At 35.3% G+C, this 14,995-nt stretch carries 11 protein-coding genes and 1 pseudogene; 9 read left to right on the forward strand and 3 right to left on the reverse strand.

The genetic code is table 11. From position 1 onward, the window contains the following. The first annotated feature begins 68 nt into the window (after positions 1-68). The 7 genes and pseudogenes from AAGD74_RS02325 (at position 69) to AAGD74_RS02355 (ending at position 6,927) form a co-directional block, all read left to right on the forward strand. Positions 69-1,112, forward strand: coding sequence for an RDD family protein (locus tag AAGD74_RS02325; protein ID WP_049973617.1), 1,044 nt, complete (start codon positions 69-71; stop codon positions 1,110-1,112). Positions 1,113-1,172: 60 nt separating this feature from the next. Next, positions 1,173-2,192 carry a D-alanine--D-alanine ligase gene (locus AAGD74_RS02330; RefSeq protein WP_049973618.1) on the forward strand — a complete coding sequence of 340 codons (1,020 nt, stop codon included), beginning with the start codon at positions 1,173-1,175 and terminating at the stop codon, positions 2,190-2,192. Then, positions 2,173-2,931, forward strand: coding sequence for a cell division protein FtsQ/DivIB (locus AAGD74_RS02335; RefSeq protein WP_006279753.1), 759 nt, complete (start codon positions 2,173-2,175; stop codon positions 2,929-2,931). Before AAGD74_RS02330 ends, AAGD74_RS02335 begins: the two co-directional genes overlap by 20 nt. A gap of 712 nt (positions 2,932-3,643) precedes the next feature. Beyond that, on the forward strand, positions 3,644-4,750 hold the full coding sequence (locus AAGD74_RS02340) for a D-alanyl-D-alanine carboxypeptidase family protein (RefSeq protein ID WP_006279754.1): 1,107 nt from the start codon (positions 3,644-3,646) through the stop codon (positions 4,748-4,750). A gap of 99 nt (positions 4,751-4,849) precedes the next feature. Beyond that, complete coding sequence (locus AAGD74_RS02345) at positions 4,850-5,164, forward strand: DMT family transporter (protein WP_006279755.1); 315 nt, start codon at positions 4,850-4,852, stop codon at positions 5,162-5,164. Between the two features lie 16 nt (positions 5,165-5,180). Then, the gene (locus tag AAGD74_RS02350; protein ID WP_006279756.1) at positions 5,181-5,525 is read left to right on the forward strand and encodes a DMT family transporter; all 345 of its coding nucleotides are present in this window, start codon (positions 5,181-5,183) and stop codon (positions 5,523-5,525) included. Between the two features lie 266 nt (positions 5,526-5,791). Continuing rightward, a pseudogene (locus AAGD74_RS02355) lies at positions 5,792-6,927 on the forward strand (transposase). Positions 6,928-7,068: 141 nt separating this feature from the next. Here AAGD74_RS02355 and putA read toward each other — a convergent pair. The 3 genes from putA to secB all read right to left on the reverse strand — a co-directional run bounded on the left by putA (position 7,069) and on the right by secB (position 13,447). Beyond that, positions 7,069-10,209 (reverse strand): bifunctional proline dehydrogenase/L-glutamate gamma-semialdehyde dehydrogenase PutA, encoded by a 3,141-nt coding sequence (gene putA, locus AAGD74_RS02360; protein ID WP_338976984.1) that lies wholly within the window; start codon positions 10,207-10,209, stop codon positions 7,069-7,071. Between the two features lie 134 nt (positions 10,210-10,343). After that, on the reverse strand, positions 10,344-12,929 hold the full coding sequence (gene acnA, locus AAGD74_RS02365) for an aconitate hydratase AcnA (protein WP_236514421.1): 2,586 nt from the start codon (positions 12,927-12,929) through the stop codon (positions 10,344-10,346). Positions 12,930-12,943: 14 nt separating this feature from the next. Further along, positions 12,944-13,447, reverse strand: coding sequence for a protein-export chaperone SecB (gene secB, locus AAGD74_RS02370; RefSeq protein WP_006279761.1), 504 nt, complete (start codon positions 13,445-13,447; stop codon positions 12,944-12,946). 164 nt (positions 13,448-13,611) lie between these two features. On the opposite strand from secB, the gene AAGD74_RS02375 reads away from it, so the two are divergent. Both AAGD74_RS02375 and dnaQ read left to right on the forward strand, forming a co-directional pair. Then, entirely contained in the window at positions 13,612-14,262 is a 651-nt protein-coding gene (locus AAGD74_RS02375) for a Tim44/TimA family putative adaptor protein (RefSeq protein ID WP_338482727.1), read from the forward strand. A gap of 17 nt (positions 14,263-14,279) precedes the next feature. Beyond that, positions 14,280-14,975 carry a DNA polymerase III subunit epsilon gene (gene dnaQ / locus AAGD74_RS02380; RefSeq protein ID WP_338482728.1) on the forward strand — a complete coding sequence of 232 codons (696 nt, stop codon included), beginning with the start codon at positions 14,280-14,282 and terminating at the stop codon, positions 14,973-14,975. Positions 14,976-14,995 lie beyond the last annotated feature (20 nt).

The raw sequence follows: 14,995 nt of genomic DNA on the forward strand, positions 1-14,995 counted from the left end.
GTAATACAGCAATTTTACTGCTATTTAACTGTTAATAGGTACATTAGACGGATCATATGGGGTATAAAATGGATATTAAAGTAAAATATGCGGGAATAACTAAGCGTGCTGCAGCTTATATAGTTGACCAAATTATATTCCTAGTCTGTTATTCATTATTTTATTTATTAATTTTATTCATATTATCAGGAGAGCCCCTTGCCGATGTTTTTAATTATGTCTTTCCTGATATTGACACTAATAGTGACCTTATATCAGAGCGATATGAAATATTAGAAGACTTAGATATATTATTGAAAGATTTAGTATATATAGCATTGGAAGTATTAATGATAACAAGACTTGGTTGGACTCCAGGAAAGTTGCTACTTGGTATATACATAAAAGATGCAAACACACTTAAAAACGCTGCTTTAATGCAAGTAGTGATGAGAAGCACTCTCAAGGCACTTTTGTGGGTACCCACCTACATTTCTGAGTGGTTTTTTATTTTACCAATATTGGTTCTAATGTTTGCAATATTTGATAAGCGCAAGCAGCTTTTCTACGACAAAATTACAAAAACAGTAGTAATGGATTATAGGTCTGAAGCATGCTACCCAAAATTAAACTATGTATATGTGGGAATAACTAGGCGTGTGTTAGCGCATATTATTGACAGTCTTATTATTAAGGGAATTCCTTTATTCTGTTTGATTCTTGTAAGAGTGGTTTTTCACATTGCTAGACCTAAATTATTAATTATACGTATTTGCTTATCTTTTTTGCTATCGATAGTATTCGGAGTATTCATGATAAGAAGATTTGGTGGTACTCCAGGACAATTGTTATGCGGTATTAATATCAAAGATGCAAATACACTTGAAAATGTTACTCTAGTGCAAGCAATAGTTAGGCATATTTCATTTGAAGTTATTTGCTTCCCCATATTCATCACGAGAAGGAAATTTTTTGATAAGTATACCTCTGAATGGTGGTTTGATCCTTTATTAGGCTTAATCTTTATGACCACAATACTAATTTTCATATGTGCAATATTTGACCAACGCAAGCAGTTTCTTCATGATAAAATTGCAAAGACAGTGGCAGTAGATTATAAACCTCCAAGCTAACTTTCCCTTCTGTTTACAAGGTTCATATATGTAGTTATAATTAATAAGGTTCTTCTAGGAGTGCCCATGGTTCCAACTATAGCAATTTTAAGTGGTGGATTTTCTTGTGAGAGAGAAATATCACTTATGAGTGGAAGAGCAGTAAAGAAGGCACTTGATAGCCTTTCATATAATGCAATAGAAATAGATGTTGACAGCAACATTGCTGAAAAGCTTAAAAAAATTAATCCGGGCCTTGCTTTTATCGCTCTGCATGGACCTTATGGTGAAGATGGCTGCATTCAAGGTTTATTGGAAATCTTAGGTATAAAATATACACACTCAGGAGTTATGGCTTCTGCTGTTGCTATGAACAAGGCAATGTCAAAGCATATATTTTGGTCCCTTAGTATTGATACTCCAAAAGGTTATGTAATTAGCCGAGAAGATCTACTAAAAAATAATATTAAAATTGATTATCCGTACGTCTTAAAACCAATTAATGAAGGCTCTAGCATCGGAGTACATATTGTTTCCTCACATGAGGATTATTTAAAACTGAAATTTGATGTCATTCCAGCGCGTGACCAGGAAAAAAAAACAGTATCTGGCTACTTGGATGACAAGGAAGGAGCTACTTCTATGACAAAAGATTTGATGATCGTAGAAGAATACATACCGGGCATAGAGTTACATACTGCTGTATTGCTGGATGAAGCAATTGGCACTATGGAAATACGACCAAAAAATAAATTCTATGATTATGAAGCAAAGTATACAGATGGATTTGCAGAACATATATTTCCTGCTGAAATTCCTGACAATATATATAAAATGACCTTGGAACACGCACTGAAAGTTCATCAATTTTTAGGATGCAAAACTATTTCCCGCTCAGACTTTCGTTATAATCCCAAGAATAACACTTTAAAAATGCTTGAGATTAATACACATCCTGGCTTTACTGAGTTATCGTTAGTGCCAGAAATTGCAAAATTGGCAAAAGGAATCAATTTTAATGAATTAGTTAAAATTATTATTGAAGATAGTTTGCAGCACAAAAATATTAGGGATTTAAGTCATGTTGAGCAGTATTACTAGAAGCCAAAGGAGTTTTTTGCGTAAGTGTGCCTTGGTTATTATCACAGCACTTTTTCTTACGCTAATACTTTACAGCTCACTTGATAAAATAATAAATCGATTTAATTACTACTTTACTTGGTATAATGACTGCCTATCTAGTTTATTACTCAGTAGTGGATTTTCAATCGACGAAGTAGTCGTGAGCGGCAATAAATTTACAAACAAAAAGGATATTCTAAGTTTGACAGATAGAACGCAACCTATCCTGTATATATCACTTTCAAAACTTGCCGGTAACATACAATCCGTAAGCAGGTGGATAAAACACGTAAGAGTTCACAGAATTTTGCCCAATACTCTACGCATTAATATAGATGAGCATAAACCGTTTGCTCTCTGGAAAGATAATAACAAAACCTCGGTAATTGATTTCGAAGGCAAAGTGATCGTAGATAACTATCCAGTAGATGATCTTGTTGTAATTACAGGACAAAACTCGTTATCAAACCTAGAATTTGTTAGAGATGTGTTAGAGAGTAAAACTCAATTAAGTGACCACATTTCTTCTTTTGCTTATATAGGGAATAGAAGATGGAATATCATACTTGATAACGATTCCACAGTAAAACTGCCTGAAGATAACCCTTATAGTGCATGGGAATATTTAAACCACTTGCAAAATACAACTGATTTTACTTTCAGCGATTGGAGTATTATTGATATGCGTATTACTGATAAAATCTTTGTGAAGAGGTGATCTGCTGTCATCCAAGCAGCGGGATACTTAACCGTCATACCGCGATTCATTCGCGGTATTCAGCCGTTAACAAGCAGCGGAATGACAGCAATCCTACGTCATACCGCGATTCATTCACGGTATCTCTTGGCATAGATCCCGCTAACACGTAGCGGGATGACGGTTGTCGTTTAGCTATAAATATTTAAGAAATTTACCAAACGAAAAAAAGGCAAAAGAAGCCCCGTGGTTGGCTAATTACTTACATTATACTTTCAAGTATGGCGTTTTTTTATTCTAAACGCTTAATAACCGCGATTTAGCTGCTTTTTAATGCAACTAACATTTAGTCATAAATGTTTAAGAAATTTACTAAACAGAAAAAAAGGCAAAAGAAACCCTAGGGTAGCTAGTTATTCACTATCCATTTTTTAAGTTGGCGTTTTTTTATGTTTTAAATGCTTTATAAGCGCATTTTAGCTTATATTAGGTAAAAACCTAGAAGTTTTATAAAGACATAAGGTGCACATAGTGCAAAAAATTAAACATGAGACGCCAGATACGTGAGTTTTTTTGTCATTTAATCTGTACAGAGAAGATAAATAAATAGCTTCAGTTTCATGATAAGGGGGCTGGCGAGTTTTGTCAAGGAATTTTTATGCAAGAGATCTATTGAAATGCCCCTGTAAAATTATACTATTAATTAGTGCACTGTAAATTTAAAATTATAGATATGTTAAGCAGATTGGTAATTTTGCTATTAGTTTTTATACTTCCTTTTTCTTCATACTCATACCAGTTTAGAACCAAAGCAAAGCAAGCAGTAGTCTTAGATTTAGCTTCAGACTCATTCATTTTTGACCATAATTCTGATGAAAAAATGGCCCCATCTTCAATGAGCAAGCTAATGACTTTATATATAGCCTTCGATTATCTAAAAGCTGGAATAATACACATGGAGGATAAATTTCGAGTAAGTAGAAAAGCGTGGGAAAGGAGAGGCTCTTCTATGTTTTTGAAAGAAGGTCAATCCGTTACGGTGAGGGAATTACTTGAAGGAATTACAATAGTCTCAGGCAATGATGCCTGCATAACACTAGCCGAGGGCATTGCAGGATCAGAAGAGAATTTTGTGGCTGAAATGAATGAAGTTGCACAAAATTTGAATCTGAATGACAGTCATTTTGTCAACTCAAGCGGGTGGCCAGATGAAGATCATTTTATGAACGCAAAAGACTTGGTAATGCTGGCAAAAAGGATTTTCACCGATTTTCCTGAATATTATGATTTATTTTCTGAACAATATTTGACATATAATGAAATTGTACAAAAGAATAAAAATCTTCTACTTTTTCACGACATTGGGGTTGACGGTTTAAAAACCGGTTATACAAATGCTGGTGGTTACGGCATTGTAGCATCTGCAAAACGAAATGATAGGAGAATTTTTGCTGTCGTAAATGGCTTAAACACTGAGAAAGAGCGAATAGAAGAAGCAAAAAGACTGATACAATACTCCTTAAATCATTTTAACACCAAGAAAATATTCGCTAAGGATAGCGTAGTTGAGGAAGTAAATGTTCTCTATGGAAAAGATAAAAAAGTGCCTATTACAGTTGCAAACGATGTTACCATAACTTACAACCGCAAATTGCATGACCAAATTAAGGTGCGTATTGAATATAAAGATATGATACCTGCACCCATTAAAAAAGGTCAAGAAGTGGGCGAAGTTTTTGTAGAAATACCAGGTATTGAGCAACAAACTACACCACTTTATGCAGCAAATGACGTGCAGGAATTGAATTTCGTAGAAAAGTTTTTTAGGATGTTGTTTTAAGTTTGATATTAAAGCAATTTCGAAAGAGAGATCTATTGCACTTTAGTGTAGTTTTAACTAACAATTTCTGTTACAATACAAGATTGAAGTGTTACGAAAATGTGCTGGTTATATTTGTTGCTGTCTAGTATCCTAGAGATACTGTGGGCTGTAACACTAAAGTTTAGTAACAGTTTTACTAAAGTTGTGCCTTCGATTGCAACATTGGTAATTATGATCATTAGCATTTATTTTTTATCTCTTGCAGCATGCTTTCTACCTATTAGAGTATGCTATGCAGTTTCCTCTGGAATATGCACAATTGGAATAACTATAATTGGTGCAACCACTTTCACAGAGAATATTAATTTATATCAAGTTTTATGTATCGTTTTAATTGTAATAGGAACCATAGGGCTAAAGCTCTCTATTTAAACCTAAAAATTTATGCATGAATTGGATATATTTACTCTTATCGTCACTAATTGAAGTGTTCTGGGTCATAACACTTAAGCATAGTTATGGATTTACTCATCTCGTACCATCAATAATTAGCATACTCTCCATGGCTCTTAGTACATATTTACTTTCGCTCGCTACACGTTCTATACCTATCGGAGTATGCTATGCAATTTGGACTGGAGTGGGCGCTATAGGAGCTTCGATACTTGGAGTTTACCTATTTGATGAACCAGTTAATTTATTCGAAGTAATATGCTTTATTTTAGTTACATTCGGGATTATAGGATTAAAATTGTTTGATACTGCAAAACAAACTGTTGATAAAATGGAATAAAAGATCCCACTGGGATGAAAGAAGCAGATACTCCATATTGTCATGCAAATTGGAATCCAGACTTTTTTCTATATAGCATGGTGAAGACGGGAAACCGTAACCGTTCACACAATGGCGTCAACTTAAGGAAAAATGTCAGAGATTGTGTATAAAATTTCTCTCTAAATTTTTTATCATTAAATTATCCAAAGAGTGCAAGGGACAGCACTTTTGTTTCTATTTTATTGCAACAAAAAAGTTTAAAATGTGTCTTTTTTAGGTGAGGCATGCAAAAAGGAAAAGACCTTATCTTACAAATTAAAAATGCAATATACTCGAAAACTTTTCAGAAAATCCATTGTGTTGAGTTTTACACGAACAAGAAAACTTCCTTTTTCGACAGTATTTTCTATGATTTTAAAGTTAGTTAAAAAAAGTTTGGGAATAGAATGTGAACTTATGGAGCCATTGACATGTACCCTCAAAGCAAGCTTTTTCTAAAGCAAGGTATAAGATTTGCCATACAGGCTTTCAAGAATTTAAGCATCCAAACAGCCTATCAGGATGAACCTGAGTTGGAGAGGCTATAGACTTATTGCAGCAGATGGTTCTGGTATGAGATTACCCAGCTCTGGGGAAATTGTATCCGAGTTTGAACCAAATGGAACAACAGGCACCATTGGCAATTTGTTTGTTGATTTGTGTACTTCGCTGATTTGTAGTGCTCGTCTTGCAGCTTGGAATATAGGTGAACAAACGTTGGCGGCAGAGCAATTACCCGAAGTTATCACTCAAATGCGTTTATTAAATCAAGAGAAATTATTATTTATCTATGATCGTCTTCAGTAAAATTCATTCAGCAGCATTATGATTTGGAAGTAGATTTTATTTTTCGCTTGCAAAAAAGAAATTATAGTAAGCTATGGGAACGCTGGCGAATTAGATTTTGATTTTATATTAGAAAATGAAAAGCTAAAAAATAAAATGAAAGGACAGAAAGTAAGAGTTATAGTGCTGACATTAGCCAACTGAGAAACAGAGTTTTTGACCGAGACTTTGGAGCAAAGCTTATGTGTTAAGGTGGCACATAGAGGAAACGACTCAAAGTAGGAGCAGAGTTAGAGAATTTTTCTGGAGAGGCTGTATTACAAGAATTTTGGGCAAACTTGGTCATGTGCAATATATTATCGCTTCATATATGTGATGCACAAGGGCCTTGGAACCCAGATCAAATTACTGAGTATCGTTTAAATTTTTCAGTTTTATTTAGTGTAATGAGACAGAAACTCTATCAGGTACTTATTGCACCAAAAAACTTTCAAGCCCTTTTTAAGTATACGCGCTAAAGTTAAAATCCGACCGGGACAGCCGCAATAAAGTAGATAAGCCTAAACGCCATCATGTCTTTAGGAGAGTTTGCTAATGAAAGTTCTTAAGTTGACGCCATTGGCTGAACGGATACGATTTATTTCAGTGCATGAGCTGGTCCTTTTCGGATTTTAGCGCTGTGTACATAACTGCACGAACGTCTAGTTTAGGGGTAAGAAAAATTAGGGCCTGCAAATTAATCCAAACACATAAGTGTAGTGTTACCACCAAATGCTGTAGTGTTAACACTTACAACTTTTTCTGTAGAAAAACGCTGTAAATAATGAGGACCACCAGCTTTTGGCCCAGTGCCAGATAGTCCTCTACCACCAAATGGTTGTATCCCAACTGCTGCACCTATCTGGTTACGGTTGATGTAGACATTTCCAACTGATATTTTTTTACTTATAGTGTCAATTTGACTTTGTATACGACTCTGCAAAGAAAACGTAAGCCCATATCCAGTACTATTTATATCACTTATAACTTCATTTAATTGTGACTTGTTAAAACGTATGATATGTAAAATAGGACCAAATACCTCTTGCTTTAATTGCGAAATTTTTTGTATCTCATAAATATATGGAGGAAAGAAATAACCATTATGAGAATTCGTATCCATGGGTACTTTAAATAACAGATTTGAATCTTCATCCTCTGACATTTTTTGCGTATGTTGAGTGAGCATATCGATAGATGCTTTATCAATTATTGGACCAATATCAGTACTAAGTTGTATTGGGTCACCAATCTTGAGTTCTTGCGCTGCACCGCATATCATTTTTATCTGCTTCTCTGCTATGTCCTCTTGAATAAACAGCACTCTAAGCGCAGAACAGCGTTGACCACTGCTACGAAACGCAGAAAGCAAAGCATCCATAGCCACTTGCTCTAAAAGAGCAGAGCTATCAACTATCATAGCATTGAGCCCTCCTGTTTCAGCAATAAGTGGCACAATAGGACCATCCCTATTTGCAAGCATTTTATTGATTATTTGAGCAGTTTGTGTTGAGCCAGTAAAAGCTACTCCGGCAATTCTATTGTCTGGAACTAATATTTTGCCTAAATATCCACCATCCCCAGGAATGAGGTGTAACACATTCTTTGGTATCCCAGCTTCATGTAGTATCTTAACAGCTTCGTAGGCAATAATCGGCGTTTGCTCTGCCGGTTTTGCCAGCACTGCATTACCTGCTGCAAGTGCAGCTGAGACCTGCCCAATGAAGATAGCGAGCGGAAAATTCCACGGTGATATGCATAAGAAAACTCCTCTGCCTTCAAAAAAGATGAAGTTATCTTCACCTGTTGGGCCCGGCAATTTTTTCCAGTCGCTCAGTTCATTTTTTGCTATCATTGCATAATAACGCAGAAAGTCGATTGCCTCTCTTACTTCTGCTATTGCATCGGATAAAATTTTTCCTGCTTCCACAATCAGAATGTAAATTAACTCTTTCATCCTTTCCTCAAGCAAATCTGCAGCTTTTTCAAGGCATTTAGCGCGCTCTTCTGCTGAAACATTCTGCCACTTAGCAAAAGCACTATGTGCTATTTCAAGAGCGTTTAAAGCTTGATCGCTTGTTGCACTTGACACTTCTCCAATTACATTTTCCAAATGTGCAGGATTCACTACTTCGATAAATTCAGCATTATCAAATAGTGCTTTTCCATCAATTATTGGTCCAACTTGCCACTTTTTTTCACTAAAACCCTTTATATCATCTGCAAATTGTGAGACTATCACAGAATCACTAATATCCATCCCCAAGGAATTTTTTCTTTCTGGTCCCAAAATATCTTGTGGTAATGGAATGCCTGGATGAGGTTCATAATTAAAATTTATAGCTTTTTCCAGTGGATCTGAAATTAACTCATCGATTTTAACGTTAGGATCACTTATTTGATTAACAAACGAACTATTAGCTCCATTTTCAAGAAGGCGTCTTATAAGATAAGGCAACAAGTCACTATGTTCCCCAACGGGTGCGTAGACACGACAGCTAACATTTGTTGCAAGCTCTGACATTGCATAATCATATAAGTCTTTTGCCATTCCATGTAAGCGTTGAAATTCAAATCCAGGGTGGTTTTTATCAGCAAGTTCCATGATAGAGGCAAAAGTATAGACGTTATGAGTTCCAAAGCATGGGTAAAAGCTGTTTGGTTTACTCAAAAGTTTCTGTGCGCACACGAGGTAAGATACGTCAGTATAGCTTTTTCTTGTAAATACTGAGTAATCATTTAATCCCAATTCTTGCGTACACTTGATTTCTGAATCCCAATATGCACCTTTTACAAGCCTCACCATAATTTTATGATTTGATCGAATAGCAACATCCTCTACAAAGTCAAGAACAGATAAAGCACGTTTTTGATATGCTTGTACAGCCAAGCCGAGCCCTTCCCACTCAGAAAGTGATTCATCAAGCCGTAATTGTTCAAACAAGATTAAGGAAATTTCAAGCCTTTCTGTTTCTTCTGCGTCTATGCATAGTGAAATGTTGTATTTTTTTGCCTCGCGGCAGAGCTCTAAAACCTTAGTGAATATCTCACCAGCAATTCGGCCAAATTGACTAAATTCATAACGTGGGTGTAAAGCAGAAAGTTTGATTGAAATTCCATGGGATTTAAAACAATCATTTATTTCAGTGGATTCACCTATAGCTTTTATTGAGTGCATGTATGAATTAAAATACTCTTCTGCATCCTCAGTTGTGTGAGCAGCTTCGCCAAGCATATCAAAAGAGTATAAAAACTTACTATTGTCATCTAGTTTTGCGTACCTTAAAGCTTCTTCTATGGTTTCTCCAACAACAAAATGATTACCAAGCATAGACATTGCTTGTTTTACTGCTTTGCGAATGATCGGTTCTCCTAAATTCTTAAGTAACTTAGAAATTGCGTAATAGAACTTCGAATCGCCTTCATTATCTCTCAATATACTGCTACCTATCATCAAGCTCCATGTGGAAGCATTAACAAACAACGAAGAAGAGAGCCCTAAATATTTATTCCATTCCTGATTGGCAATTTTATCTTTGATTAGCTCGTCTATTGTATAATCATCTGGTATTCTAAGTAGTGACTCAGCAAGACACATAAGCGCTATTCCTTCATCATTGGAAAGCGAGTATTGCTGCATAAAGGAATCTACAATACTTAATTTATTGTGTTTGATTTTTTCAATAACTTGTTTTGCTATATTATAAATTCTATTTTTTGAATCAGCCGAAAGCTCTGCTTTTTCTACAAGATAACGTATATAACTCTTTTCATCAGTACGATAAAATCCTTGTAAACGTTTTCTGAGTTCATTAGGTTCTTGTATAGAGCTTATCATATATAATTATCTCCAAAAAATACTCCGACACCATATGTATGGTGAAATTATATCATAACTTTGCGCAGAGCAAATTGCTATTTACAAAGGGATCAGGGCTGGCTAAAAGAAGTCCATGCAATAACTTCACTAAATCAAAAAGATTGTGCAAGTATGTAGCTCAACACTCCACCACACATCAAGTATTTAGTCTCAGTTGCGGTTTGTACACAGCATTTGAGTTGAATTGATTGCCTTGAATTATCCTTTCTTTTGATGATACATTCTAGATTTCCACTCGGCACTATTTCACCTTTTATGCTTATTACCTCGCTACCATCAAATATCTTTCTGGTTATTCCATTTTGGAATATAAGTGGAAGAACACCCATACCAACTAAGTTGGACCTATGTATACGCTCAAAGCTTTCTGCAATTACAACTTTAATCCCCAACAATAAAGTACCCTTTGCTGCCCAATCCCTACTTGAACCTGTGCCATACTCCTTTCCTGCCACAATGATGAGAGCTTCCTTGTAGCGCATCGCCGCATCAAAAATTGGCATAGTTTCTTGAGAAGGAATATATTTTGTATATCCACCTTCGGTGCTAACCATTTCATTTTTTATTCTAATGTTAGCAAAAGTCCCACGCATCATTACATTGTGATTACCACGACGAGATCCATATGAATTGAAATCCTGTGGTTCAATTCCAAGCCCTTTTAAATATAGACCGGCAGGACTACTCGAGGCAATATTTCCCGCAGGGGAAATATGATCAGTAGTTATGCTATCGCCAAACATTGCTAATATTTGTGCACCCTTTATATCGATTTTATTATTTTTAGGTGATAAGTTATCAAAATAAGGCGGATTTTGTATGTAAGTGCTGTTTGCATCCCAATTATAGATTTCACTTTTTTCACACTTTATCTTTCGCCAATGTTCATCACCAGAAAAAACATCCTTATACTTTTGTATGAACATCTCACGTGTTACCACACTTTTAACACAATCTTCGATTTCATTGTTTGTTGGCCATATATCTTTGAGATAGACATCATTTCCATTCTTATCTTTGCATATTGAATCTTTTGTCAGATCAATTTGCACAGTACCAGCAAGTGCATATGCAACAACAAGTGGCGGAGATGCCAAGTAATTAGCTTTGACTAACGGATGAATTCTTCCTTCAAAGTTACGATTGCCAGATAAAACTGCAGCAACGGTTAAGTTTTTGTTTTTAATGCCATTTTCTATATCTTTATTAAGTGGACCAGAATTCCCAATGCAAGTTGTGCAACCATATCCAACTAGATTAAAACCCAAAGCATTTAGATCTACCTGCAATCCAGACTTTTCTAAATATTCTGTTACAACTTGTGACCCTGGAGCAAGAGAAGTTTTAACCCAAGGCTTTGATTTTAATCCAAGTTTAATTGCATTACGAGCTACAAGACCTGCAGCAATCATCACACTTGGATTTGAGGTATTAGTGCAGCTTGTTATTGCTGCAATAACTACACTTCCATCTTGGAGTTTATCGCTTTCCTTTGACTCATTAACTGAAAATGATTTAGAAAAAGACTCTGCCACTTGTGAAAGAAAAACCTTATCTTGTGGTCTTTTAGGACCAGCCATTACTGGCTTCACGCTCGATAAATCAAGTTCTAGTGCGTCAAAAAATGCTAACTCATTATTGCCACGCCACAATCCTTGCTCTTTCGCATAAGCCTCAACTAACTTAATCAGCTTTTCTGGTCGCCCTGTTAAATGTAAATAATCGAGTGTTTTCTGATCAATTGGAAAAAACCCACAAGTTGCACCATACTCTGGGGCCATGTTTGCTATAGTGGCTCTATCTGCCAAAGATAAATAATCTAAACCATCACCATAAAATTCTACAAACTTACCAACAACGCCTTTTGTTCTTAGGATATTGGTAACCGTCAGCACTAAATCAGTCGCAGTTACTCCTTCCGGCAATCTGCCAATTAATTTAAATCCAACTACTTCTGGAATCACCATACTAATTGGTTGACCAAGCATCACAGACTCAGCTTCTATGCCTCCAACACCCCAACCAAGAACTGATAATCCGTTAACCATTGTAGTATGGCTGTCAGTACCAACTAAAGTGTCAGGATATATGACTCCATCATTATTACACACAACTTGCGCTAAATATTCAAGATTCACTTGGTGGCAAATCCCTGTGCCAGGCGGCACTACTCTAAAATTTGTGAAGGACGATTCCCCCCACTTTAAAAATTGATATCTCTCCAAATTTCTTTTTACTTCTAGCTCAACATTCTTACTGAATGCGGAAACACTTCCATAACTATCTACTTGAACAGAATGGTCAATCACAAGATCAACCGGTACAGACGGATTTATGTTGCTCGGGTTTCCTCCATTTTTCTTAACATAGCTCCGCATTGAAGCTAGATCAACAACAGCAGGAACCCCTGTAAAATCTTGCATCAACACCCTTGCTGGTTTATAGCTAATTTCGTGATTAGTGTGTTTATTAACGCAGTCTGCTAGCACTCTTATGTCATCCAGCTTTACGTTTACTCCATCTTCATTGCGCAATAAATTTTCAAGCAGAACCTTAAGTGAGCAGGGCAATTTAGTCACATCTATTCCTAAAAATTCACTAACACTACTTAGGCTAAAATAGTTGTATGACTTCCCGTCAATGTTTAAAGTCGTTTTTGCGTTTAAAGAATTATTCATCAAGTTACATCATATTAGTTAAAATTGGAATTACTACCGTTACTTTTTTGTTGTTGACCTTGCTGCTCATACATAGTTTCAAAATCTATAGGATCTAGCATCAGTGGGGGAAATCCACCACTACTTGTAACTCTTGCAATTATTTCTCTTGCAAAAGGGAAAAGAAAAGTAGGTCCGCCAATAAACAAAGCTTGTCTTACCTCTTCCTCACTCAACTCTTTTAAATTTTCTATTGAAAAAATACCACAATATTTCGTCTCACAAATGAAAGCTACGCCATCTTTTATGCCTTCATCTTTTACCGTTGCTTTGACTTCTATATGCAAAGTAATTTCATGGAAAGATTTTTCTTCATTCACTTCTTCTTTGTTTTTCGTCCCTTCTAATTTTGCTGAATTGATATTAACCATTACATTAATATCTGGAGCTTTACTAGAAGAAAGGAATGGCGAATTCGGATTCTCAAATGATAGATCTTTAACATATTGACCGTGAATTCTCATTTTTTGTTGTGGCATTTCTTACGTCTCCTTTAATTAAGTTGAGATATTTAATACTTTCTTATATAATATATTCATTTACAAACGAATAGCAAACCTGATTATAAGTTGATATGAAAAACATATTTTCATTAATAATTAATAATGTTCGGATACTTTATATGCCAAGGAGTTGAGTTACTATGATAGAGCTTGTAATATATGCTTTATTAGCGGCGTTCATTTTTTCACGTTTGTATAATTCTTTAGGAAGGTCAGCCAACCTCAACCTAAAAAAGCTAACTAATGTATTGGATGTAAGCCGAAGTAGACAAGATGTAGTAGAAAACATTGAGGGTTACATTGATAGCAATGATGAAAATTCAATAAAAGTTACTTATAAACAAATATTAAAAAAAAACAAAGATTTTTCTATTTCCCACTTTATAGAAGGTTCAAGCATAGCTTTTGAATTAATAATAAAATGTTTCAATCAAGGAAATTTGTCTCAGTTAAAACCACTTCTCGATAAAGACTTATATGATAATTTTGCAGAGAAGATTAAACATCGTAAAGAGGTGCACGAGTCTATAATTGTTTCTATTGTTTCACAAAAGATTTTAGAAATAAAGCTAGTAAAAAACGCAGTGTTTATTGCAGTATATTTCCTTTCAGAGCAAATTAACTTCGTTAAGAATAATAAAGGGGATATCATATCAGGTAGTACATCCACCATTAATAAAGTTGAGGATGTATGGCAATTCAAAAAAAATGTTAATTCATCAGACCCAAGCTGGTTGCTTGTTTCTATTCACTATAAAAAGACAAGTAACGATAAGACAAATGACAAGTAAGATGAGTTTTTTTTGAAATGGAAAGCAAGCTACGCGAAATAGTACTTGACACTGAAACGACAGGTCTTGACACTGGATCTGGTCATCGAATTATTGAAATAGGGTGTGTGGAATTAATTAACCGCATTCCAACAGGTAAAGTATTCCATCGGTACCTTAACCCAGAAAGAGATATACCTTATCACTCATTTAAGATTCACGGTGTTAGTGAAGAATTTTTAGAAGATAAACCATTATTTTCAGATGTTGCACTTGAATTTCTTGACTTTATATCTAATGATATTTTGGTAATTCACAACGCTGAATTCGATGTTAAGTTCCTTAACATGGAGTTAAGCAAGCTGAATGCTGGGTTAATTTCCTCAGATAGAGTGCTAGATACATTACCTCTTGCGAGGAAAAAATTCGCAGGATCACCTGCTTCTTTGAATGCATTATGTAAGCGTTTTGATATATCGCTAGAGAATAGAGAATTGCACGGAGCACTAGTTGATGCTCAATTGCTTGCAAAGGTATATGTTGAACTTACAGGAGGGTTACAAACCTTTCTGTTTGATAATGAATGCAATCAGGACAGTAACTCTACATTCGTTCAGCATAAAGTGCGTAATCTAACTCCCAGAGAACATTCACCAAATAGTGAAGAAATTGATGAACATAAGAAACTGTTAGACAAAATTAACAATACACTTTGGAATAAATGTATTGAATAGATCAACCAATAAAGATACAA

It is taken from the genome of Wolbachia endosymbiont (group A) of Campoletis raptor (assembly GCF_964026755.1).
In the GTDB taxonomy this organism is placed as follows: domain Bacteria; phylum Pseudomonadota; class Alphaproteobacteria; order Rickettsiales; family Anaplasmataceae; genus Wolbachia; species Wolbachia pipientis.

Coding starts and splice junctions, on each gene's coding strand:
- secB (WP_006279761.1), bottom strand. CDS start 13,447: ATGCCACAACAAAAAATGAGAATTCACGGTCAATATGTTAAAGATCTA.
- acnA (WP_236514421.1), bottom strand. CDS start 12,929: ATGAATAATTCTTTAAACGCAAAAACGACTTTAAACATTGACGGGAAG.
- AAGD74_RS02375 (WP_338482727.1), top strand. CDS start 13,612: ATGATAGAGCTTGTAATATATGCTTTATTAGCGGCGTTCATTTTTTCA.
- AAGD74_RS02340 (WP_006279754.1), top strand. CDS start 3,644: ATGTTAAGCAGATTGGTAATTTTGCTATTAGTTTTTATACTTCCTTTT.
- dnaQ (WP_338482728.1), top strand. CDS start 14,280: ATGGAAAGCAAGCTACGCGAAATAGTACTTGACACTGAAACGACAGGT.
- AAGD74_RS02345 (WP_006279755.1), top strand. CDS start 4,850: ATGTGCTGGTTATATTTGTTGCTGTCTAGTATCCTAGAGATACTGTGG.
- putA (WP_338976984.1), bottom strand. CDS start 10,209: ATGATAAGCTCTATACAAGAACCTAATGAACTCAGAAAACGTTTACAA.
- AAGD74_RS02335 (WP_006279753.1), top strand. CDS start 2,173: ATGTTGAGCAGTATTACTAGAAGCCAAAGGAGTTTTTTGCGTAAGTGT.
- AAGD74_RS02350 (WP_006279756.1), top strand. CDS start 5,181: ATGAATTGGATATATTTACTCTTATCGTCACTAATTGAAGTGTTCTGG.
- AAGD74_RS02325 (WP_049973617.1), top strand. CDS start 69: ATGGATATTAAAGTAAAATATGCGGGAATAACTAAGCGTGCTGCAGCT.